23 protein-coding genes are annotated in these 18,645 nt (G+C 67.8%); 7 read left to right on the top strand and 16 right to left on the bottom strand.

The genetic code is table 11. From position 1 onward, the window contains the following. Positions 1-14: 14 nt before the first annotated feature. The 3 genes from EIK80_RS14330 to EIK80_RS14340 all read right to left on the bottom strand — a co-directional run bounded on the left by EIK80_RS14330 (position 15) and on the right by EIK80_RS14340 (position 2,212). Positions 15-431, bottom strand: a complete 417-nt coding sequence (locus EIK80_RS14330; RefSeq protein WP_125157675.1) for a thermonuclease family protein — start codon at positions 429-431, stop codon at positions 15-17. A 240-nt stretch (positions 432-671) separates the two neighbouring features. Further along, entirely contained in the window at positions 672-1,661 is a 990-nt protein-coding gene (locus EIK80_RS14335) for an NAD(P)H-quinone oxidoreductase (RefSeq protein WP_125157676.1), read from the bottom strand. Further along, entirely contained in the window at positions 1,658-2,212 is a 555-nt protein-coding gene (locus EIK80_RS14340; RefSeq protein WP_125157677.1) for a hypothetical protein, read from the bottom strand. The genes EIK80_RS14335 and EIK80_RS14340 overlap by 4 nt, the downstream gene beginning before the upstream one ends. Positions 2,213-2,339: 127 nt before the next feature. On the opposite strand from EIK80_RS14340, the gene EIK80_RS14345 reads away from it, so the two are divergent. From EIK80_RS14345 to EIK80_RS14365, 5 genes are all read left to right on the top strand, one after another. Next, on the top strand, positions 2,340-3,260 hold the full coding sequence (locus EIK80_RS14345; RefSeq protein ID WP_125157678.1) for a LysR family transcriptional regulator: 921 nt from the start codon (positions 2,340-2,342) through the stop codon (positions 3,258-3,260). A gap of 519 nt (positions 3,261-3,779) precedes the next feature. Next, on the top strand, positions 3,780-4,595 hold the full coding sequence (locus tag EIK80_RS14350; protein WP_233586630.1) for an alpha/beta fold hydrolase: 816 nt from the start codon (positions 3,780-3,782) through the stop codon (positions 4,593-4,595). 377 nt (positions 4,596-4,972) lie between these two features. Continuing rightward, the gene (locus tag EIK80_RS14355; RefSeq protein WP_125157680.1) at positions 4,973-5,569 is read left to right on the top strand and encodes a TMEM175 family protein; all 597 of its coding nucleotides are present in this window, start codon (positions 4,973-4,975) and stop codon (positions 5,567-5,569) included. A gap of 13 nt (positions 5,570-5,582) precedes the next feature. Continuing rightward, positions 5,583-6,323: a 3-oxoacyl-ACP reductase family protein gene (locus EIK80_RS14360; protein WP_125157681.1), complete on the top strand. Its 741-nt coding sequence runs from the start codon at positions 5,583-5,585 to the stop codon at positions 6,321-6,323. Between the two features lie 142 nt (positions 6,324-6,465). Next, positions 6,466-7,110: a hypothetical protein gene (locus EIK80_RS14365; RefSeq protein ID WP_125157682.1), complete on the top strand. Its 645-nt coding sequence runs from the start codon at positions 6,466-6,468 to the stop codon at positions 7,108-7,110. A gap of 272 nt (positions 7,111-7,382) precedes the next feature. Here the strand turns inward: EIK80_RS14365 and EIK80_RS14370 are convergent, their stop codons facing one another. From EIK80_RS14370 to EIK80_RS26895, 4 genes are all read right to left on the bottom strand, one after another. Beyond that, entirely contained in the window at positions 7,383-8,297 is a 915-nt protein-coding gene (locus EIK80_RS14370) for an MBL fold metallo-hydrolase (protein ID WP_125157683.1), read from the bottom strand. 217 nt (positions 8,298-8,514) lie between these two features. Further along, on the bottom strand, positions 8,515-9,354 hold the full coding sequence (locus tag EIK80_RS14375; protein WP_233586676.1) for an alpha/beta fold hydrolase: 840 nt from the start codon (positions 9,352-9,354) through the stop codon (positions 8,515-8,517). 590 nt (positions 9,355-9,944) lie between these two features. Further along, complete coding sequence (locus EIK80_RS14380) at positions 9,945-10,607, bottom strand: hypothetical protein (protein WP_125157685.1); 663 nt, start codon at positions 10,605-10,607, stop codon at positions 9,945-9,947. Positions 10,608-10,762: 155 nt separating this feature from the next. Then, positions 10,763-10,897 carry a hypothetical protein gene (locus tag EIK80_RS26895; RefSeq protein ID WP_255414591.1) on the bottom strand — a complete coding sequence of 45 codons (135 nt, stop codon included), beginning with the start codon at positions 10,895-10,897 and terminating at the stop codon, positions 10,763-10,765. 192 nt (positions 10,898-11,089) lie between these two features. On the opposite strand from EIK80_RS26895, the gene EIK80_RS14385 reads away from it, so the two are divergent. Further along, a complete protein-coding gene (locus EIK80_RS14385) occupies positions 11,090-11,686 on the top strand; it encodes a TMEM175 family protein (protein WP_125157686.1) in 597 nt (198 codons plus the stop codon). A 39-nt stretch (positions 11,687-11,725) separates the two neighbouring features. Here EIK80_RS14385 and EIK80_RS14390 read toward each other — a convergent pair whose 3' ends face one another. Beyond that, entirely contained in the window at positions 11,726-12,127 is a 402-nt protein-coding gene (locus EIK80_RS14390) for a hypothetical protein (protein WP_125157687.1), read from the bottom strand. A gap of 159 nt (positions 12,128-12,286) precedes the next feature. Then, entirely contained in the window at positions 12,287-12,751 is a 465-nt protein-coding gene (locus EIK80_RS14395; protein ID WP_125157688.1) for a carboxymuconolactone decarboxylase family protein, read from the bottom strand. 306 nt (positions 12,752-13,057) lie between these two features. On the opposite strand from EIK80_RS14395, the gene EIK80_RS14400 reads away from it, so the two are divergent. Next, entirely contained in the window at positions 13,058-13,816 is a 759-nt protein-coding gene (locus EIK80_RS14400; protein WP_125157689.1) for an SDR family oxidoreductase, read from the top strand. Between the two features lie 79 nt (positions 13,817-13,895). Here the strand turns inward: EIK80_RS14400 and EIK80_RS14405 are convergent, their stop codons facing one another. From EIK80_RS14405 to EIK80_RS14435, 7 genes are all read right to left on the bottom strand, one after another. Further along, entirely contained in the window at positions 13,896-14,654 is a 759-nt protein-coding gene (locus EIK80_RS14405; RefSeq protein WP_125157690.1) for an SDR family oxidoreductase, read from the bottom strand. Between the two features lie 5 nt (positions 14,655-14,659). Next, complete coding sequence (locus tag EIK80_RS14410; RefSeq protein WP_125157691.1) at positions 14,660-15,439, bottom strand: SDR family oxidoreductase; 780 nt, start codon at positions 15,437-15,439, stop codon at positions 14,660-14,662. Positions 15,440-15,570: 131 nt separating this feature from the next. Further along, positions 15,571-16,161, bottom strand: coding sequence for a glutathione binding-like protein (locus EIK80_RS14415; protein ID WP_125157692.1), 591 nt, complete (start codon positions 16,159-16,161; stop codon positions 15,571-15,573). A 125-nt stretch (positions 16,162-16,286) separates the two neighbouring features. After that, the gene (locus EIK80_RS14420) at positions 16,287-16,658 is read right to left on the bottom strand and encodes a response regulator transcription factor (RefSeq protein ID WP_125157693.1); all 372 of its coding nucleotides are present in this window, start codon (positions 16,656-16,658) and stop codon (positions 16,287-16,289) included. A gap of 84 nt (positions 16,659-16,742) precedes the next feature. After that, on the bottom strand, positions 16,743-17,432 hold the full coding sequence (locus tag EIK80_RS14425; protein ID WP_125157694.1) for a response regulator transcription factor: 690 nt from the start codon (positions 17,430-17,432) through the stop codon (positions 16,743-16,745). Continuing rightward, positions 17,429-18,016, bottom strand: coding sequence for an Rrf2 family transcriptional regulator (locus EIK80_RS14430; RefSeq protein ID WP_125157695.1), 588 nt, complete (start codon positions 18,014-18,016; stop codon positions 17,429-17,431). Before EIK80_RS14430 ends, EIK80_RS14425 begins: the two co-directional genes overlap by 4 nt. An 82-nt stretch (positions 18,017-18,098) precedes the next feature. After that, positions 18,099-18,494, bottom strand: coding sequence for a DUF427 domain-containing protein (locus tag EIK80_RS14435; protein ID WP_125157696.1), 396 nt, complete (start codon positions 18,492-18,494; stop codon positions 18,099-18,101). Positions 18,495-18,645: the final 151 nt, after the last annotated feature.

Genomic DNA, 18,645 nt, shown 5'->3' on the forward strand with positions numbered 1-18,645 from the left:
TGGCCTTGTCTCCTCTATTTCCGGGTGGAGGGGACGCCGTCCGCCCATTGGCCGCGACCCGTCGCCTTGGCCTCCTCCTCGGCCTTGGCGTATGCGCCCTTGCTGTAGCGCCGATACTCCGTGGCGAACCCGGATCGGATGAGCGCGGCGTTGACGTCTGGGCTGGCGCTGGACCAGCATTTGCCGACGAACCGGCCGTAGCGGTCGCGCTCGACGAAACGGCAGGCCACGCGGCCGCGGGTCAGTTGGATCAACGCGTCACGGGCCTCGTAGGCGAAAGGCTCGGCCGGGGTCTGGCCGCGACGCACCTCGGGCGCGTCGACGCCAAAGAGCCGCACCCGTTCGGGGCCGCAGCGAAGCGTGTCGCCGTCGTGAACCGTCGGCGCGGTACAGACAATGAGGGTGGCGGCGAGGACGGCGGGGGAGGGCATCGGACGGCTCTAGCCCGCTTCGGCCCGCCTGGGTAAGCGTGATAATCGCACTCTGGAGCACCGCGGTGAATGGGTCCGCCCAGGCGCTGGCGTTCGATTTGGCCAAGCTACGTCAGCCGACAGCGATGACATGGTGGCGTCAGACGTTCGAGCCGACACCCGTCGGCCAATCGTGCAGATTGTCGAACAGCCGCCTCTTACCTTGAAGTCCCCGGCAGGTTTTGGCGCTGGCCGGCCCCATCAGCCGGAGCCAACCTCGAGGATGATCTTTCCGAATCCGCCGCCACGTTCGAGCCGCCGGTGGGCGTCTGCGGCGCGGGCCAGCGGCAGCGCTTGATCGATCACCGGCTTCAGGTCGCCGGTCGCAAGCAGCGGCAAGGCGTTGGCGGCGAAACGCGCGACCATTGCGCGCTTTTCCGCCGAGGTTCGCGACTTCATCACCGTGCCGAAGAGGCGCAGATGATTATGCAGCAGCAAGTCGAGCGGGATGGTGGCGTCGGCGTCGCCGCTGAGCACGCCGACCTGCACCAGGACGCCGCCGGGCGCCAGGCTGCGGAGATTGCGCGCCAGATAATCGCCACCGACGAAATCGATTACGACATGAACGCCCGCACCCTGCGTGATCTGGTTTAGCGCCGTCTCGAAGTCGTGGTTGCGATAGTCAATGACCTCATCGGCGCCTAGGCCGCGTACATCGCTCGCTCGTTCGGCCGACGCCGTCCCGTAGACCGTAGCGCCCAGGGCCTTGGCGATCTGCACCGCCGCCGAGCCGATGCCGCCGGCTGCGGCATGGATGAGAACGCGGTCGCCCGCTCGTACCCCGGCCAGATGCGCCACGGCCTCCCAGGCTGTGACGAAGGCTTCCATGACGCCCGCCGCCTGCGTCGGCGGCAGGCCTTCCGGAACCTTGACCGCCATGCCGTGATCGACGCGGGCCAACTCTGCATAGGCGCCGCCGCCGACGATCGCCATCACGCGGTCGCCAATGGCGAAGCCCGTGACCTCGGCGCCGACCGACACCACTTCGCCAGCCAGCTCGAGGCCGAGCAAAGGGCTCTCGCCAAAGCTCCGGTCGCCGTAGAAGCCCGTACGCTGCATCAGGTCGGCGCGATTGACGCCCGCGGCGGCCACGCGGACCAGCAGGTCGGTGGCCCTGGGTTGCGGGGTTGGCGCCTCGACCAGCCGAAGCACGTCCGGCGGGCCGAAGCGATCATAGGCGATCGCCCTCACGACACGGCTCCGCTGGCGCGGGCCAGGGCGCGGCGCGCGATGCTTTCGGCGAACATCGGCGTTTCGCGGCGGTTATGATCGCCGCCAGCAGCCTGGCGAGCGGCGGCGGCGGCTTCGTAGTCCAGGCCGTGCTCGGCCAGGAAATCCATGAAGACGTCCGTCGGATGGGCGGTGACGCGATTGGTGTAGCGCGTGCGGTTGTCGTCGATCGGCTCGGCGATCAGTTCCCAGACGACATTGACTTGGGTGCGGCCGTTGGCGGTGAAGACGTCGGAGATGGAGTTCATACGGCAATAGGTCGGACCGGCCTCGTCGGCCACATAGTGCTGAACCACCAGGCCCGTACCGATCTGCTCGACATTGATCGACATCCGCCGGCCATCGTCGGTGATGGTGACGCCCGCGGCGATGTGGTCGGGCGCGCAGCAGCGCTGATATTCCGCCTCGGGCAGGGTGAACAGCCAGTCGGCGATGTCGATCTTTTTGATCGGGATGTCGATGTCGTGGCTGTAGGCCGATTGGGAGAGGATGCGATCGAGAACGGCGACCATGATGGCGGCTCCTGGCTTTGAGTGGATCGGCGCGACAAGGCCGCGTCCGATGACCTGGACCATGAAGTCAGGAGCGCCGCGTGATAACGCAGCCATTCGCCGTAACCGTTTTGCCTGTGGAGCAAAGATGAGGGATCCAAGGTTCGCCGAGTTCGTGGCCGTCTTCGTCGATGTCGTCCGGGCCGGAAGCTTTTCGGGCGCGGCCCGTCGGCGCGGCGTGACGCCCTCGGCGATCGTCCGGCAGATCGATGCGCTGGAGCACGATCTGGGCGTGCGTGTGCTGGTGCGTTCGACGCGCGCCCTGGCCACGACGGACGCGGGCCAGAGGCTGTTCGAGCGCGGGCAAAGGCTCGTCGACGACCTCGTGGATGTCCATGCCGAGGTCGCCGCCTTCGATGGCGCGGTGGCCGGAACCTTGCGGATCGCGTGTTTTCCGACCTTCGGCAAGCGCTACGTTCTCCCGGTGGCGGGCGCGTTGATGCGCGAGCATCCGCGCCTGAAAGTCGAGTTGGATCTGACCGAGCGGCTGGCCGATCCCGTTCTCGACCGTCTGGACGCGGTCATCCGCATCGGGCAGCTGACCGATAGCGCCCTGATCGCCAGCAAACTGGCGGACCAGATGCGGTTGGCGGTGGCCGCGCCGGACTATCTGGCCCGCAACGGAACGCCAGGTTGCATCGACGACCTCCGTGGCCACCGATTGCTCGACAAGCTGCATGGCGCGGACCTTCTGGGATGGGCGGACCTCCTGGGCGGTGCGGCTGGCCATCCCGATTGCGGAGAGGTCGTCTTCCGATCCGACGACTTCGAGGCGCTGCGGCTCGCGGCCGGGGAGGGCGCCGGCGTGGCCTTCCTGCCCAGCTGGGTGGCGGGACCGGACGTTCGAGAGGGCAAGCTCGTGCGGCTTCAGCTGGATGGCGAGCCCTGGAATGCGCGGCCGAGCGGCATCTACCTGCTCAGGGCGCTGCCTGAGCCTTCAGCCAAGTTCCGGGCTTTCACCTACGCCCTGCGCACCGCCATAGGGTCTCCGCCGGTCTGGACGCCTTAGCGCTCCGGGAGCGTCCGGATCTTCGCCAATTTGAATTGGCTGAAGGTCGCCTTTCTGCAGGCGCGCTAATGTCGGCTCATGGCGCTTGCGTGCTGAAACACTTCTGCGGCGCAAGCCCAACGCTCGTTCAGCGACTGATAGGGGCTTGTGGAACCGCAACCTTGGCGCGCCATCAATCTCCGCGTAGCGACGAGCATCGATGTTCAAGCCTCGGAGGCGGAAGGAGCATAGCTCATGCCTGGGCAGCCAGACTGACCATTCGGTTGCACCGGTAGCCAAACCCGATCGCGTACCAGGCGGTCCGCAAGCCAGGGAGCAGCCATGCCCGCCGCTCGAGACGATGGTCCAAGCCGGCGCCAAGTACTCGGCGCAACACCCCTGGCGTTCCCCGTCGCCAGCTCTGTGAGGCACGCGCCGGCGGCGAGGCGGGTTCCGGCGGCTTTCGGCGCGATCAGGCAAGTCGAGGCTGGCCCGCTGGACGTCGCCTACGTCGAGATGGGGCCGAGCGAAGGGCCCGCAGTGCTTCTGCTGCACGGCTGGCCCTACGACATCCACGCTTTCGCCGAGGTCGCGCCCCGTCTGGCCGCCGCAGGCCATCGGGTGGTGATTCCATATCTGCGCGGCTACGGTCCGACGCGTTTCCGGTCCTCGCGGACCCCGCGCAACGGCCAGCAGGCCGCCCTCTCCATGGACGCGATCGCCTTTCTCGACGCCTTGCAGATCCAGCGCGCCATCGTCGCCGGCTTCGACTGGGGTGCGCGGACGGCCGACATCCTGGCCGCGATCTGGCCCGAGCGTTGCAAGGCGCTGGTCAGCGTCAGCGGCTACCTGATCGGCAGCCAGCAAGCCAGTCGCGCCCCTTTGCCGCCGAGCGCTGAGCTGCAGTGGTGGTACCAATTCTATTTCGCCACCGAGCGCGGTCGGGCCGGCTACGCCGCCAACACCGAGGCGTTCAACCGGCTGATCTGGACCCTCGCCTCGCCGAAATGGGCATTCGATGATGCGACCTTCGCCCGGACGGCCAAGTCCTTCGCCAATCCCGACCACGTCGACATCGTCATCCATAACTACCGTTGGCGCCTTGGTCTGGCCGACGGCGAGAGCAAGTACGATGCGCTGGAGGCGCAGCTGGCCGCCAGTCCGCCGATCACCATTCCGGCCATCACTTTGGAAGGCGACGCCAACGGCGCGCCCCACCCGATGCCCCTAGCATACGCCGGGAAGTTCGACGGCCCCTACGCCCACCGCTTGGTCACGGGCGGTGTCGGCCACAACTTGCCGCAGGAGGCTCCGATGGCTTTCGTACAGGCGATCCTCGACGTCGCGAGGCTTTAGCGCCCCATGGCAGGCCGGGCCTGCAAAGCGACCTCTCACCGCATTCGGTTCAAGCGCGCCCGTGACCGCGATCGTCCATGAGAAAGGCTTCCCAACGCCCGGCGACGTCAGGCGTACAACAGCGTCAGGGCCGCCAGAGCGGCGAGCACGCCGCCCAGCAACAGCAGGCTAGTCCAGCCGGCAGGGGTCAGGAGGCGGGCGGTCGGACGCGAACGAGCGGGCATGGCTCATGGTACAGCCCCGGTCATTGCGGCGCTAGGGTGTGGCCAAGGCATACCAAAGGTCAGGATCGCTCGGCCTAAAGGCCATCTGTGCTACCGCCCGGCCGCGTCGTAGCTCCTCTTCCCAAGTTCAGGCCTTGGACGATGGAGACGCGAATGCCCAAGGCCCGCCTTGAAGCTTTCAGCGATGGCGTGATCGCCATCATCATCACGATCATGGTGCTGGAGCTACGGCCGCCTCAAGGCCCGGAGCTATCGGCGCTCAAGCCGCTGCTGCCGACACTCTTCGGCTATGCGCTGAGCTTCATCTACATCGGCATCTACTGGAACAACCACCACCACATCATGCGCGCGGTGAGCGGCATCAGCGGATCGGTGATGTGGGCCAATTCGCACCTGCTCTTCTGGATGTCGCTGATCCCGTTCGCCACGGCCTGGATGGAGCAAAGCCATTTCGCGCGCGGACCAGTCGCGGTCTACGGCCTCTCGCTTTCGATGACTGGTTTCGGCTTCCGGATCTTCGCTGCGAGCCTGGTTCGTCGCGAAGGTCGGCAATCGGCGCTGGCCGAAGCCCTGAACGGGGATCGCAAGACCGATCTATCGATCGCCGCCTATGCCGCCGGCGTCGCGATCGCGTTCTTCGCGCCGGTCATCTCCCTGGCGCTCTACGCCCTCGTCGCGGCGATGTGGATCTTGCCCGACCGCCGCGTGGCCCATCTGGCCGACGGCGTGCGCCACGGCCAACCCAAGTAACAGTGAGGTTCTGATGGATTTCGAAGGTGTGCATGACGGGAAGGTCGCCGTGGTGCTGGGTGGTTCGCGCGGAATCGGCGCGGCGATCGTCGAGCGGCTGGCGATGGACGGCGCTACGGTGGCCTTCACCTACGCCGCCTCATCTGAGCCGGCGCAGACCCTGGAGGCGCGGTTGAAGGGAGCCGGCTGTGAGGCTGTTGCGCTCGAGGCCGACAGCGGGGATGTCGATCAGGTGGCGGCGGCGATTGAGGCGGCCATCGCCATCTTCGGCCGACTCGACATCCTGGTGGTCAATGCCGGGATTCTGCGCAACGCGCCGATCGACCAGGTCTCTCTCGAAGACTTCGACCGCGTCCTGGCGGTGAACGTGCGCGGCGTGTTCGCGGCCCTGCGCCATGCCGCGCCGCGCATGACGGCCGGCGGGCGGATCATCACGATCGGCAGTAACATCGCCATGCGGGTCGGTTTCCCACAAGCCAGCGTCTACGCCATGACCAAGGCCGCCGTGGCGGCGCTCGTCCGGGGCGCGGCGATCGACCTGGGGCCCCGTGGCATCACCGTCAACAACATCCAGCCAGGTCCCACGGCAACGGACCTGACCGAGGGAAGCCACGAGATGATCCTGCCCTTGATCCCGCTTGGACGCCTGGGTCGCCCGGGCGAGATCGCGGGCCTGGTCTCCTACCTCGCGGGCGAAGAGGCGGGTTTCATCACCGGCGCCAGCCTGACCATCGATGGCGGCGCCTCGGCCTGATCGCCGGCCGCCGTGGGTCGACTGGAACGATCCCGCCGCTGGTAGCGGCGGGGAGGCATATCCGGCATGTGAAGGCGATCTGATCCGACAATCTTCTGGGACGGGGCTGGCGCACTCTGACGCGGACTTCAGGAGCCAGCTCATGCCCCGAGACCACAGCCTGGCCTATGACGCCGGCGCCGACCCGCGGATCGACCTCTTCGCCGCTCTGTCGAAGCGCATGATCGGCGAGATCACGGCGGCGGTGGCGATGCTCCGGCTGGCCGCCGCCGGCGAGCCGACCGGCGCGGCTCGGCAGGCGCTGAACGACGCGGCTGATCACCTGCGCGACCAAGCCCGGCTTCAGCACGCGCTCGAAGTGCCCGCATGGGGCCAAACGATCGACTTGTCCGATAACCTCGAGGCGCTGTGCGCCGCGCTCACTCACGCCAAGCTCCAACGCTATGGAATCCGCCTGGGCCTGGTGTGCGATCCCGTCGCGATCGATGCGCGGCGTTGCTGGCTGGTCAGCCTCATTGTGGCCGAGCTCGTCGGCAGCGCGACCTCGCACGCGCCGCGGGGAGAGGGGCGCCAGATCGTGATCCGCGTCGGCGTCGCCGACGGAGAGGTCTTCTGTGAAGTGGTTCGCGTCGGCCGCGGCTGGGGCTGGGGCTCCGGTCTCTGCCGGGTCATCAATCTCGTGAGCCTGCTGCATGGCCGGATCGAATGGTCGATGGGGCCGCATGGCGAGGGCGCCCGGCTGACCTTCCCGGCCGATTGCGATCCGGTGCCGACCACCCGCCACTAGGCCCCCTCAGATAAGTGGCGCCTCGGCGGCGGTCAGCCGCCGTTGGCGACCCGGCGCTCATGGCGCTGGAGGCGCACGCCGTAGGATCGTAATCCAGGCGAAGCCGGCCGCGTCCGAACGGGATTCGACGGAGCTCTGGGGCGACTGGCCGCGGGTTCGTGGCCTCTAGCAGGGCGGGGTTTGACCCCTCCGTTTGTGGGTCCGCGTCGAGGTCGCGCCGCCAAGGGCGGATCGTTGATCCGCCCCCGGCCAGCGCCTAGTCGATCAGGCCATCAGTAATCCCAGACCGCCGCGACCCAGCGGAAGCGATCGCCGTTGAGCGCGATCCGGCCGACGGACGGGAACGGCAGGTGCGAGGCCACCACGATTTCGCTGCTGGCCGCCGCGTCCTTCATGAGGCGCAGGCGCACGCGGGTGGCCTCCTCCGGGTCATGCTCGAAGCCATTCTGCCAATCGGGGTGATCGAAGGCGACCGGGAAGAGGGCGTCGCCCGCGAACGTCAGCTGGTCGTCGCCGGACGTAACGCGCACCACGCTGTGACCAGGCGTATGCCCACCGATGCGCCGGGCGACCACGCCCGGCGCGATCTCCTTCTCGTCCACGAACGTCTGGATCTTGTCGGCGAACTGCGCGGCGAACTGCTGGGCCGTCGCGCGCAGGACGTCCGGGATCGGCGGCGGCATGGCCGTCCGGGAGAAGTCGGGCGCTTTCCAGAACTCGAGCTCGGCGGCGGCGACGTGGATCCGCACGTCGGGGCGAAGTTGCGCCTTCACCTCGTCGATCAGGAGGCCGCCGACGTGATCCATGTGCATGTGGGTGATCACGATGTCGGTCAGCGAGGCCAGGTCGATGCCGGCGGCCTTCAGGCGCTGCGGAAACTGGCCCGCCCGGGGGAAGCCGTCGAATTGCCCGCCGAGGCCCGCGTCCACGAGGATGGTCTGGTCGCCGGCGCGGATCACCACCACGTTGAGGGGCCAGTCGAACGCGTCCGGACCCAGGAACATGTCGTTGAACCATGCCTTGCGTTCGGCGGGATCGACATTGCTGGACATCACCTCGGTCGCGATCGGCAGGATCCCGTCGCTGATCACCAGGACGTCGATCTCACCAATCCGCACCGCATAACGCGACGGAACCAGGTCTGCTGAGCCCGTTCCCAGCACGGGCGAGATATTGCCTACGGTCATGTACCTATCCTTCTCGAGGCCGCTCAAACGCGGCGTCGAAACCTAGGAGGCGATAGGCCGTAGGGTCGATTTGGGCCGAGGCATAGGACGCGCCATACCAGGGCATAGGTCTTGCGATCGTGCGTCTAGCCGTGGGCGCTGCAGCGCTTGAACAGCTTGGCGGCTTCGGCGCTGGGGAGGCGCCCGCCGGCAGGCGAGCGCCTCCGCGCGAACGTCGCTAGGCCTTGATGTAGGCCAGCAGGTCGGCGTTGATGATGTCGGCGTGGGTCGTGGCCATGCCGTGCGGCAAGCCCTTGTAGACCTTCAGCGTGCCCTTCTTCAGCAGCTTGATGCCGATCAGAGCGGCGTCGGCGATCGGCACGATCTGGTCGTCGTCGCCGTGCATCAGCAGGACCGGCGCGTCGATGGTCTTCAGGTCGTTGGTGAAGTCCGTGGCCGAGAAGGCGGCGATGCAGTCGTACTGCGGCTTGGCGCCGCCCATCATCGCCTGGCGCCACCAGTTGTCGACCACCGCCTGACGGAGCTTCACGCCGGGGCGATTGAAGCCGTAGAAGGGCCCCGAGGCCAGGTCGCGGTAGAACTCGGCGCGATTGGCGGCCAGGGCGCTGCGGAGCCCGTCGAACGCCTCGATCGGCATGCCGCCCGGATTGGCCGGCGTCTTGACCATGATCGGCGGCACCGCACCGATCAGCACCACCTTGGCCACTCGGCCGGCGCCGCCGTAGCGGGCGACATAGTGCGCCGCCTCGCCGCCGCCGGTGGAGTGGCCGACGTGAATGGCGTTCTTCAGGTCCAGGTGGGTGGTCAGCACCGCCAGGTCGGCGGCGTAGGTGTCCATGTCGTTGCCCGTGTCCGTCTGGCTCGAACGACCATGCCCGCGGCGGTCATGGGCGATGACGCGGTAGCCCTGGGACAGGAAGAACAGCATCTGGTTGTCCCAGTCGTCGGCCGAGAGCGGCCAGCCATGGTGGAACACGATCGGCTGGGCGTCCTTGGGGCCCCAATCCTTGTAGAAGATATGGACGCCGTCCTTGGCGGTGACGAAGTTGCTGCCCATGGTCGTGGTTCCTGACTTGCTGTGGGAGGAGGAGGGGGTGGTCTGAGCTGCGCCCTGGACCGGCGCGGCGGCGATCGCGGCGGCCGCGGCCAAGCCAGCGGTCATGACGCCGCGCCGCGAGGCGTTTTGGCTTTCATGGTTCATCGAGTTTTCTTCCGTTGAGGGGACAGTCCGCCGCCGTGGCCGAGGGGGCCCTCGACGGCCTTCCGAAAACAGCCGCGAAAAGTGGGTCGGTCGGCGACGCTCCGAGCCGCGGCGACTTGGCCGAGGCGCAGGCCTTCGATCGTCTCCACCGAGCCCGTGTCTCGGCCGCTCCGTCAGGCCTTAACTCTACGGTTCGGGGTTCGGCGCCCCCACCTGTCCCGTGGTCTTGGCGGATAAGGCGGAGGTTGGGTGAGCCTATCCCGCCGCATAGGTGCCAGGCGCCGTAAGGGCCAGGCCGGTCCGAAAAGCTGCTTCCCAAGGGGTTCGGGACCGACACGTCGGCTCGGCCGCAGCGCGGGCGGATGGCTCGGTCGGCGCGCAACCGACCCCATTGTCCGCCGGGGAGCGGGGGCCGGGGAAGCGGGAGCCGCCCCGGCCCGCACGGGTCACTCTTCGAACGGTCCGTTGGCGATGACGTCGACCCAGGACGGCGCCTTGTAGCCGGGGACCAGCCGCTCGCCGAAATCGCGGATGAAGTTGGCGTAGGTCGTTTCGGGCCGCGAGCGGGCCAATTGGCAGACGCAGGCGGTGAACTGGCGCTTCATGTCGAGACGCGGCGCGGCGGCGAGGGCCAGGGCGATGGGCGATGGGCCCAGGAGGTCGTTGTCGGGGGTCCCGAAGTCGACGCCGATACCGCGCGCGCACAACGCGACCTCCGGCTCCTTGAACGCGCTGATCGACGGCGTCGCATGCAGGGCGATGCTGTCCCACACTAATTGGGCGCGGCGGTCGTCGAAACCCTGCTCGCGAACGAAGGCGGCCGCCAGGTTCGCGCCATTTACCTCGAAACGGTTGGGACCAGGGGCGTGGTCGGTCAGGCCCAGGTCGTGCAGCAACGTCGACACGGCCAGGACCTCGGCGTCGTGCGCCAGGTTGTCTTGGACCGCCAGCTTGCTCGCGAACGCCCAGGAGCGCGCGACGTGATTGAACAGGAAGGCCGGACAGCGCTCGCGGGCATAGTCGAACGCCCTGGAGATCAGGGGTGATTGCGGGAGGCTCGGAAAGTGCGCCCGCAAATGGGCTTCGGTGGTGGGAACCGCATCGGTCATGGTCAGGTGTCTCGAAAATGAGGGGAACGGGGAGGTGCGGATGCGTGGGACCGGCCGGGCGGTCGGGCGCCCGGGTGTCGGGCCGTCGCTCCCCGCATCGCGGCCGGTCGGCGCGGCGGGGCCACTGGGCCGACACGCGCCGCAGCGAAGGTCGCCTAGTCGAAATGATCCGCCGCAGGCGGGTCGCTGGCGGGGAAGCTCTCTTCCAGCGCCTCGTCCAGGAGCTCGTCCTCCTCGCCGGGCGCGACCGCTTGCGTCGGGGTCTGGTCTTCGGTGTCCTTGGTCGTCATGGTCTTCTCCTTGCCCGGTTTGGGCCCGGCAAATCGTCGACCGCGCCTCGGGGCCGGGTCTTGTCGGCCCATGCTCGTTCGGCCTCGGCGGGCGCCATACCAAGGGTCAGGTCGGGCGAGCCTTAGGGCCATCTGGGCGCGGCCGCGCCCCGCTGGCTTTACTCCCGTGCTCAACGCTGCAGGGAGAAGGGCATGTCCAAGACGCGGCTGGAGGCCTTCAGTGACGGCGTCATCGCCATCATCATCACCATCATGGTGCTGGAACTGCGCCCGCCGCAGGGCGTCGGTCTATCGGACCTGGCGCCCTTGCTGCCGACGGCCTTGGGCTATGCCCTGAGCTTCGTCTATGTCGGCATCTACTGGAACAGCCACCACCACATCATGCGGGCCTCGAGCGGCATCTGCGGCTCGGTGATGTGGGCCAATTCGCACCTGCTGTTCTGGATGTCGCTGATCCCGTTCACGACGGCGTGGATGGAGCAGAGCCATTTCTCGCACGGGCCGGTGGCGGTCTACGGCCTGATCCTGCTGCTGACGGGCGCGGCGTTCCGGATCTTTTCGGCCTGCCTCGTGCGGCGCGAGGGGGCGCAGTCAGAGTTGGCGACAGCCCTCAACGGGGATCGAAAGACCGATCTTTCCATCGCGATCTATGCCGTGGGGGTGGCGATCGCGTTCGTGGCGCCGTGGGTTTCCCTTGGCCTCTACGCCGTGGTGGCGTGCATGTGGATCCTGCCCGATCGGCGCGTGGCGCATCTTTCCAACGGCGAGCGACACCATCCGGGGCGATAGGCGCGGCGCCGGGGGGCAAGGGCCCGGCGCCGCCGCCGTCTAGGACGCTGGCTTCTGACGGCAGGCCCAGATCGTGGCGACCCAGCCGAGGATCGCCGGCAGGGTGACGGCCGGGAAGTCCCGGGGCAGGACCGAGGCCGAGCAGATGCCCACGGCCACTTCCCAGAAGTGGAACAGCGCGTGGCCCGAAAGCCAGATGGTCGGGGCCGCCCAGAAGAACAGCCTGTATTCCGGCTTGCGCGCACCGATCAGGAAGGCCGCGCCGATCAGCATGAAGATCAGGCCGATGTCGCGGATGAAGTGTTGGTTGAACGGGCCGGTGGTCGTCACGCCGGGCACGGCGAAGTACCACCCTTCAGGCGAGACGAGCATGAAAAGGCCGTTGGCGACGGCGGCGATCCCCAGCACGACGGCCAGGGTGATGGAGATGGATTTCCACATCAGACGGATCCTTGAAAAGAGAAAAGCCACGCCCCGGCGCTATGGAGCCGGGGCGTGGCCGTAACGACGCGACATCCGCGGGGAGGGATGGTCGTCGTGGCGCATCGACCTTGGGGGGAGGGGCGTCGATGCGCCTCAGGCCGGCGGCGGCCTGATCGGTTAGGCCGCGGGCGCGGCGGGAGCGGGGTGGGTCGCGCCGGCGCCGATCTGCAGCCGGTTCCAGGCGTTGATCATGCTGATCAGCGCGGTCAGGGCCGCGATCTCGGTCTCGTTGAACTGGCTCTTGACCAGGCTGTAGTCGGCGTCGGAGGCGTGGGTCTTGGCCACGCGGGTCAAGGACTCGGTCCAGGCGAGCGCCGCACGCTCGCGTTCGGTGTACAGCGGGGACTCGCGCCAGGCGTCCAGCAGCTGCAGGCGCAGGTCCGTCTCGCCGTGCTTCTTGGCGTCCTGCACATGCATGTAGATGCAGAAGGCGCACCCGTTGATCTGCGAGGCGCGCAGGCGGACCAACTCGGCGAGGCCGATCTCGATGCCGCTGTCGCCCAGGGCGGCTTCGACGGCCATCATCGCCTTGGTGACGTCCGGCAGGAGCTTGAACGGGGCGAAGCGCGGGGTGGAGGTCATCGTCGTTTCCTCTGTGACGGTGAAGACCTGCCGACAGTGCGCTTTCGACCGGCAAGGCCGCCATTGTGCGCCCAGCGCGCGGGACTACGCCGTTGGCGCAGGCGGCTACGCCGCTGGTCTCGCCAGGCGGTGCGTCAACCTATGCGAAGGACGTATCGTGGGCGGAGGCGGCGTCGCGGGCCCTACGTCTTTGGTCTATACGCGCTCAGCCCAGGTCACCATGCCGCCCGACCCTTGGAGGCGATCCTCCCGCGCCCGCGCGCGCGCGATGCTGCGCCGGCCATTTTCCAACCGAGGAGACGCCTCATGAAGATCGTCGTCATCGGCGGCACCGGCCTGATCGGGTCCCGTGTCGTCACCAATCTCGCCGCCCTAGGTCACGAGGCGGTCGCGGCGGCGCCCAATACCGGCGTCAACACCCTGACCGGCGAAGGGCTGGACGCGGCCCTGGCGGGCGCCGACGTCGTCGTCGACGTCGCCAACTCCCCGCAGTTCGACGCTGCGCCGGCCCTGGACTTCTTCATCACCTCGGGACGCAACGTCCTGGCCGCCGGCCAGAAGGCGGGCGTCAAGCACCACGTCGCCCTGTCGGTGGTGGGGACCGAACGCCTTCAGGACAGCGGCTACTTCCGCGCCAAGATCGTCCAGGAGGCGCTGATCCGGGCCTCCCCGATCCCCTTCTCGATCTTGCGCTCGACGCAGTTCTTCCCGTTCGTCCAAGGCATCATCCAGGCCGGCCAGGTCGGCGAGGAGATCCACGTCTCTCCAGCCCTTGTCCAGCCGATCGCCGCGCCCGACGTCGCCGGCGCCCTGACCGACGTGGTGGTGGGCGAGCCGGTCAACGGGCTTCTCGAGGTCGCTGGGCCAGAGGCGTTCGGCCTGGACAAGTTCGTCACCCGTTACCTGCAAGCGACGGGCGACGCCCGCAAGGTCGTGGCCGATCACAAGGCGCTCTACTTTGGCGTCCAGCTCGAGGATCGTTCGCTGACGCCCACGGACGCCCACATCCATGGCCTGACGACCTTCGAGGACTGGCTCAAGGCCAATGTTCCGGCCGCAGCCTGACGCCCAGCCTGTCGAAGAAATGAAAAAGGCGGGCGGTCCTTAAAGGGCCGCCCGCCGCGTTTGGAAGGGGCGCGGGGCTTTAGGCCGCCGCCTGAGCCGTGCGCCGAATCCATAGGTCGAACTCGGTGTGCCCGAAGCGTGGCGCCGGCCCGGCGATCAGGGTCTGGTCGTCCAGAATCGCGCCGAAATAGAGCGCGTCGGGGTCGGCGACCACCGACCTCTCGTCCCGCCGGGCCGCCAGGAAGCGCTTGACGAGGTCGTCGAGGCGCAGCGGGTCGGGACCCGCCACCTCCATCGTGTCGTTGGCCGCCGCGCGGCCGGTGATGTCGGCCAGGGCGGCCGCGACATCCTCTGCGGCGATGAACTGGACCCGCGCCGGAGCCAGGCGCACGACGTCGCCGTCGAGGCTGTCGTTCACCACGGCTTGGAGGAACTCGAAGAACTGCGTCGAGCGCAGGATCGAGTAGGGCAAACCGGCCTCGCGGATCAGCCGCTCCTGCGCCAGCTTGGCCCGGAAGTAGCCGCTGGCCTGCAGCCGGTCGGCGCCGACGATGGACAGGGCCAGGTAGTGCTTCACGCCCTCGGCCGCCGCGGCGTCCAGGATATTGCGCGTGGAGGTCTCGAAGAACTCCAGGGCGGGCGCGTCGTCGAACGACGGCGAGTTGAGGACGTCGACCACGACGTCGGCGCCGACCATAACCTCGTCCAGGCCCTGGCGGGTCAGGACGTCGACCCCCGCAGAACGGGCCGCGATGCGGACCTCATGGCCCTGGCGCCGGAGAATGTCCACGAGCTTGGCGCCCACGACGCCGGTCCCGCCGGCAACGACGATGTTCATGATGCTCACCCTTGCCTGCGCTTCTGGACGATCGGCGAGGCCTGCAGGCTGGCGCTCAGCCAATCGTGGAACCGGGTCTCGGCGATCAGCGGTACGTCCTGCGGCAGCAGGGACGTGTCGCCGAGCAGTGCGCCGAAATAGCGCGCGCCGCAGTCGGGGGTGACCTGGCGCGGATCCTCGTAGGCAGTCAGCACCTCCCGGGCCACCTCGTCGAGCTGGAAGCGATCGGGCCCGGCCACCTCGACCATGCCGTTCAAAGGCGCGCTGAGCGCGATGTCGGCGAGGGTCTCGGCGACGTCCTCGGCCGCGATCGGCTGGACGCGTGCTGGCGAAATGACCACGTCGCGACCCGTGCCGTCCTGGACCAGCCCGCTGATGAATTCGAAGAACTGGGTGGAGCGCAGGATGCTGAAGGGAAGGCCGGAGTCCCTGGCCAGGTCCTCCTGCAGCTTCTTGGCCTGGAAGTAGCCGCTCGCCTGCAGTCGCTCGGTGCCGACGATCGACAGCACCACGTGGTGGCGAACGCCGGCGGCCTTGGCCGCGGCCAGCAGGTTTTTGCCGGAGGTGTCGAAGAATTCGAGCGCAGGCGGTCCGTCCAGGCTCGGCGACTGGGTGACGTCGACGACCACGTCCGCGCCGGCCAGGGCAGCGTCCAGGCCCTGCTGGGTGATGGTGTTGACCCCGAACGACGGAGACGCCTCCAGGACCTTGTAGTCGTCCTGGCGCAGATTGTAGACGAGCTTTTCTCCGATGCGGCCGCTGCCGCCAACCACCACGATCTTCATCTCTATCGCCTCCGTCCTGAGGTCATTCGACCAGCGACGGAGGCTAGGACCGCGGGGCGGCCGAATGCGATTGGGCGAAAGGACGTGCGGGACCTATACCGGCGCATAGGTCCCGGTCGTCGAACGTCGGCCTAGGCGTAGAGGCCTTCGCCGGCTAGGGCCGCGGCGACCGTCGGACGGGCCTTCATCCGCTCGTAAAAGGCGGCCAGGGGCGGGGGCAGGACGACGCCATTGGGCTTGGCCCAGCGCAGCATCACGAAGAGATAGGCGTCGGCCACGGTCAGCTGCGGTCCGAGGAGGAACGCGTCGGAGAGGCCGGCCGCCAGATAGTCCAGCCGGCGGCCGACCAACTCGCGGGCCGCCTGTTTTTCGTCCTCGGTGACGCCGGGCGTGAAGAAGGGGTGGAAGCTCTTGTGCACCTCGGTCGAGATGTAGGCGAGGGCTTCGAGAAGCCGGAACCACCCTAGCGGGCCCTCGGGCCGCAGCTTGGGCGACTGTTCGGCGATCCAGGACAGGATGGCGACGTTCTCGGTGATCATCTCCCCGCCGTCCAGAATCAGGGCCGGGACGTAACCCTTGGGATTGATGGCGGCATAGTCGGCGCCGGTTTCCGTGACGCGCTCGGGCAGCTCCACGCGCTCGAAGTCGCAAGGCATCTCGGCTTCCGCCAGAGCAATCTTGTCGGCGAGGCTGCAGGCGCCGATAGCGTAATAGAGTTTCATCAGGATCTCCCGGAGGTGGGCCGGCGGGAGAAGCCCGCCTAGGCGTTCGGGCGACCCTAGGGTGTCGGGGCGTCGGCCACGATTTGGCCAAAGGGGCAGGGCGCCCCATACCAGCGTACAGGCTGTCAGCTTTGTCTGGCGGCGGCAGCCAGGTGCACCAGCAGCATCTCGTCGCTGATCGGCTTGGTCAGGTAGGCGATGGCCCCCGCCGCCAGGCACCGGGCGCGGACGCCAGGGTCCGACTGCGCCGAGATGACGATGACCGGCAGGCCAGGGTCGACGCACCGCAGATGGTGCTGCAGTTGCAAGCCGCTTTGCCCCGGCAGGTTGAGGTCGGTCACAACCGCCGCGAAGCGTCCGGGCGCATGAGCGGCGATGAAGGCTGGAGCGTTCGAGAAGGTCAGGCAGCGCCAGGCCGAGACCTCGAGCAGTTCGGACAGCGCCTGTCGCACGGCCTCGTCATCGTCGACGATCGCGAAAAGAGGCTCGGTGGACAAGCTTAGGGCCCTTTACGCGGCAGGACTTTGTCGTTGGGACAATTCATCCGCGCAATCCGGCTCAGGTCCTACCTATACAAAGGTCTAGCCGCCGGCCTCCTCGCGCAGCTCCGCGGGCAAGGACTGCCAGGCGCGCACCAGGTGGGTCACGAAGGGCGCGCGCATCTTCCTCATCAAGCTGCTCCGGTGCAGCTTGACTGTGACCTCGGTGATCCCGAGCTCGTAGGCGATCTGCTTGTTCAACGCGCCTTGCACCACCGCGCGCATAACCTGGCGCTCCCGGGGCGTGAGCCGCTGGAAGAGCGCGATGTTCTCGCGCGCCATGCGCGCGTCGCCGCGCTTGGCCAGGTCCGCGGCGATGGCGCGGTTGACCGCGTCCAGGAGGGTCTGGTCGCGAGCCGGCTTTGTCAGGAATTCCACGGCGCCGGCCTTCATCGCCTGCACCGTCATGGGGATGTCGCCATGGCCGGTGAGGAAGATGATCGAGGTGGGTATGCCATGCGTGGCCAGGTGGCTCTGGAAGTCCAGTCCACTGAGACCGGGCATGCGCACATCGAGGATCATGCAGCCGGGACGGTCCAGGACGCTGGCCTCCATCAGCTCCCGGGCGGAGGCGAACGCCAGCGAAGCGATGCCCACCGACTCCAGCAACTCGCAGATCGACAGGCGCACCGCATCGTCGTCATCGACCACGATCACGACGGGGGCTAGGTCATCGTCGCGGCGCCTGGAGATCTCCAGGTCGGTGCGCGCTTCACGGGCGGCGTTGGTCATCGAACAGACTCCCTGCGCTTGATGCCGGCGACCCGCGCCTGTTCGCGAACCTCGATGCGATCGTCCAACCAGTGTCCGACCTGGACGCCGAACTCGGGCGGCGCGGGCACGCCCTGGACGATCTGCATCAAACTGGTTTTGGCCATCTCGTCGCGCATCGTCTTCTGCGCGCGCAGCATGACCGCATGGATTCCGCACACCTTGCGGGTCGCCCAGTTCGGCGGATCGGCCTCGAACAGGGCGCAGCTGCGCCGGATCTCTCTGCATTCGAAGAGCGGCCTGCGGCCGTCGATGGCGTCGGCCACCTGCAGCACGGAAATGGTCTCCGGCGAGCGGGCCAGGCTGTAGCCGCCGCGCACGCCCCCGCTGGCGACGACGAGGCCCGCCTTCTCCAGCTTGGTCATGATCTTGGCGACCATCGCCGCAGGCGCGCCCTGGAGGGCGGCCAAGTCGCGGCTGCTGGCGGGACGCTCGCGGCCCACGAGCCAGGTGAGGCAGTGCAGGCCGTACTCGAGCGCCGCGCCGTAGAGGCCCGCGCCGCGCTTGTCCCGCTCAGGACCGATGTCGTCCGCAGTCTTGCTCATAACGCGACCCTTCTAGGTCCGCGTTATAAACTTCGCGGCGCTGTGGCGGACGCCCCGAATTGGGGATCTTCGCCCCCCCCGATCAGGCGGGGCCGGCCTCTTGGTCATCGTCTTCCTGGGCGTCCGCCGTCGAATGGCCCTCGACCTGGAAGTCGACATGGGCCGGCTGGAAGGCGATGCGGCCGGCGATGGCCGCGAAGGCGGGCGGCGGCGCTTCGTAGGACCAGGCGACGTTGTCGACGATGTGCTGGTCGCGATAGATCGTGAAGTAGCGCGCCTCGCCCTTGTCGGCGTTGTGGGTGACCTTGTCGGTCTCGCGCAGGAAGACCATGAACACGTCCTTGCGCGGGAAGTAGTAGGCGGGCGGATGACCCGGATCGCGCACGACGACCACGTCGGCGCTGTCTGCGATGTCGTGGCCTTCGAAGAGGGCGCGCGCCCGAACGCCCTGGGTGATGGAGCTTTCCGGAGTAATCATGGTCTCACCTGTTTGCCGCCCGGGCGCCGAGAACCCGCGTCGAATGGAATAGGATGAGCCGGACAGGTTGGGCGCTCGCCTACCGTTTCGTTGGTCGCAGAGGGAAACCGGAAAAACCCCTGCATCCACCATCCCTGGCGCGTCCGATTAA

This window comes from Caulobacter sp. 602-1 (genome assembly GCF_003931565.1).
Taxonomy (GTDB): domain Bacteria; phylum Pseudomonadota; class Alphaproteobacteria; order Caulobacterales; family Caulobacteraceae; genus Caulobacter.

What these genes read in the sequence shown, in the direction of transcription:
- EIK80_RS14330 (WP_125157675.1), bottom strand. Translation starts at nt 431, where the DNA reads ATGCCCTCCCCCGCCGTCCTCGCCGCCACCCTCATTGTCTGTACCGCG.
- EIK80_RS14340 (WP_125157677.1), bottom strand. Translation starts at nt 2,212, where the DNA reads ATGGTCGCCGTTCTCGATCGCATCCTCTCCCAATCGGCCTACAGCCAC.
- EIK80_RS14345 (WP_125157678.1), top strand. Translation starts at nt 2,340, where the DNA reads ATGAGGGATCCAAGGTTCGCCGAGTTCGTGGCCGTCTTCGTCGATGTC.
- EIK80_RS14355 (WP_125157680.1), top strand. Translation starts at nt 4,973, where the DNA reads ATGCCCAAGGCCCGCCTTGAAGCTTTCAGCGATGGCGTGATCGCCATC.
- EIK80_RS14360 (WP_125157681.1), top strand. Translation starts at nt 5,583, where the DNA reads ATGGATTTCGAAGGTGTGCATGACGGGAAGGTCGCCGTGGTGCTGGGT.
- EIK80_RS14365 (WP_125157682.1), top strand. Translation starts at nt 6,466, where the DNA reads ATGCCCCGAGACCACAGCCTGGCCTATGACGCCGGCGCCGACCCGCGG.
- EIK80_RS14370 (WP_125157683.1), bottom strand. Translation starts at nt 8,297, where the DNA reads ATGACCGTAGGCAATATCTCGCCCGTGCTGGGAACGGGCTCAGCAGAC.
- EIK80_RS14375 (WP_233586676.1), bottom strand. Translation starts at nt 9,354, where the DNA reads ATGGGCAGCAACTTCGTCACCGCCAAGGACGGCGTCCATATCTTCTAC.
- EIK80_RS14380 (WP_125157685.1), bottom strand. Translation starts at nt 10,607, where the DNA reads ATGACCGATGCGGTTCCCACCACCGAAGCCCATTTGCGGGCGCACTTT.
- EIK80_RS26895 (WP_255414591.1), bottom strand. Translation starts at nt 10,897, where the DNA reads ATGACGACCAAGGACACCGAAGACCAGACCCCGACGCAAGCGGTCGCG.
- EIK80_RS14385 (WP_125157686.1), top strand. Translation starts at nt 11,090, where the DNA reads ATGTCCAAGACGCGGCTGGAGGCCTTCAGTGACGGCGTCATCGCCATC.
- EIK80_RS14390 (WP_125157687.1), bottom strand. Translation starts at nt 12,127, where the DNA reads ATGTGGAAATCCATCTCCATCACCCTGGCCGTCGTGCTGGGGATCGCC.
- EIK80_RS14395 (WP_125157688.1), bottom strand. Translation starts at nt 12,751, where the DNA reads ATGACCTCCACCCCGCGCTTCGCCCCGTTCAAGCTCCTGCCGGACGTC.
- EIK80_RS14400 (WP_125157689.1), top strand. Translation starts at nt 13,058, where the DNA reads ATGAAGATCGTCGTCATCGGCGGCACCGGCCTGATCGGGTCCCGTGTC.
- EIK80_RS14405 (WP_125157690.1), bottom strand. Translation starts at nt 14,654, where the DNA reads ATGAACATCGTCGTTGCCGGCGGGACCGGCGTCGTGGGCGCCAAGCTC.
- EIK80_RS14410 (WP_125157691.1), bottom strand. Translation starts at nt 15,439, where the DNA reads ATGAAGATCGTGGTGGTTGGCGGCAGCGGCCGCATCGGAGAAAAGCTC.
- EIK80_RS14415 (WP_125157692.1), bottom strand. Translation starts at nt 16,161, where the DNA reads ATGAAACTCTATTACGCTATCGGCGCCTGCAGCCTCGCCGACAAGATT.
- EIK80_RS14425 (WP_125157694.1), bottom strand. Translation starts at nt 17,432, where the DNA reads ATGACCAACGCCGCCCGTGAAGCGCGCACCGACCTGGAGATCTCCAGG.
- EIK80_RS14430 (WP_125157695.1), bottom strand. Translation starts at nt 18,016, where the DNA reads ATGAGCAAGACTGCGGACGACATCGGTCCTGAGCGGGACAAGCGCGGC.
- EIK80_RS14435 (WP_125157696.1), bottom strand. Translation starts at nt 18,494, where the DNA reads ATGATTACTCCGGAAAGCTCCATCACCCAGGGCGTTCGGGCGCGCGCC.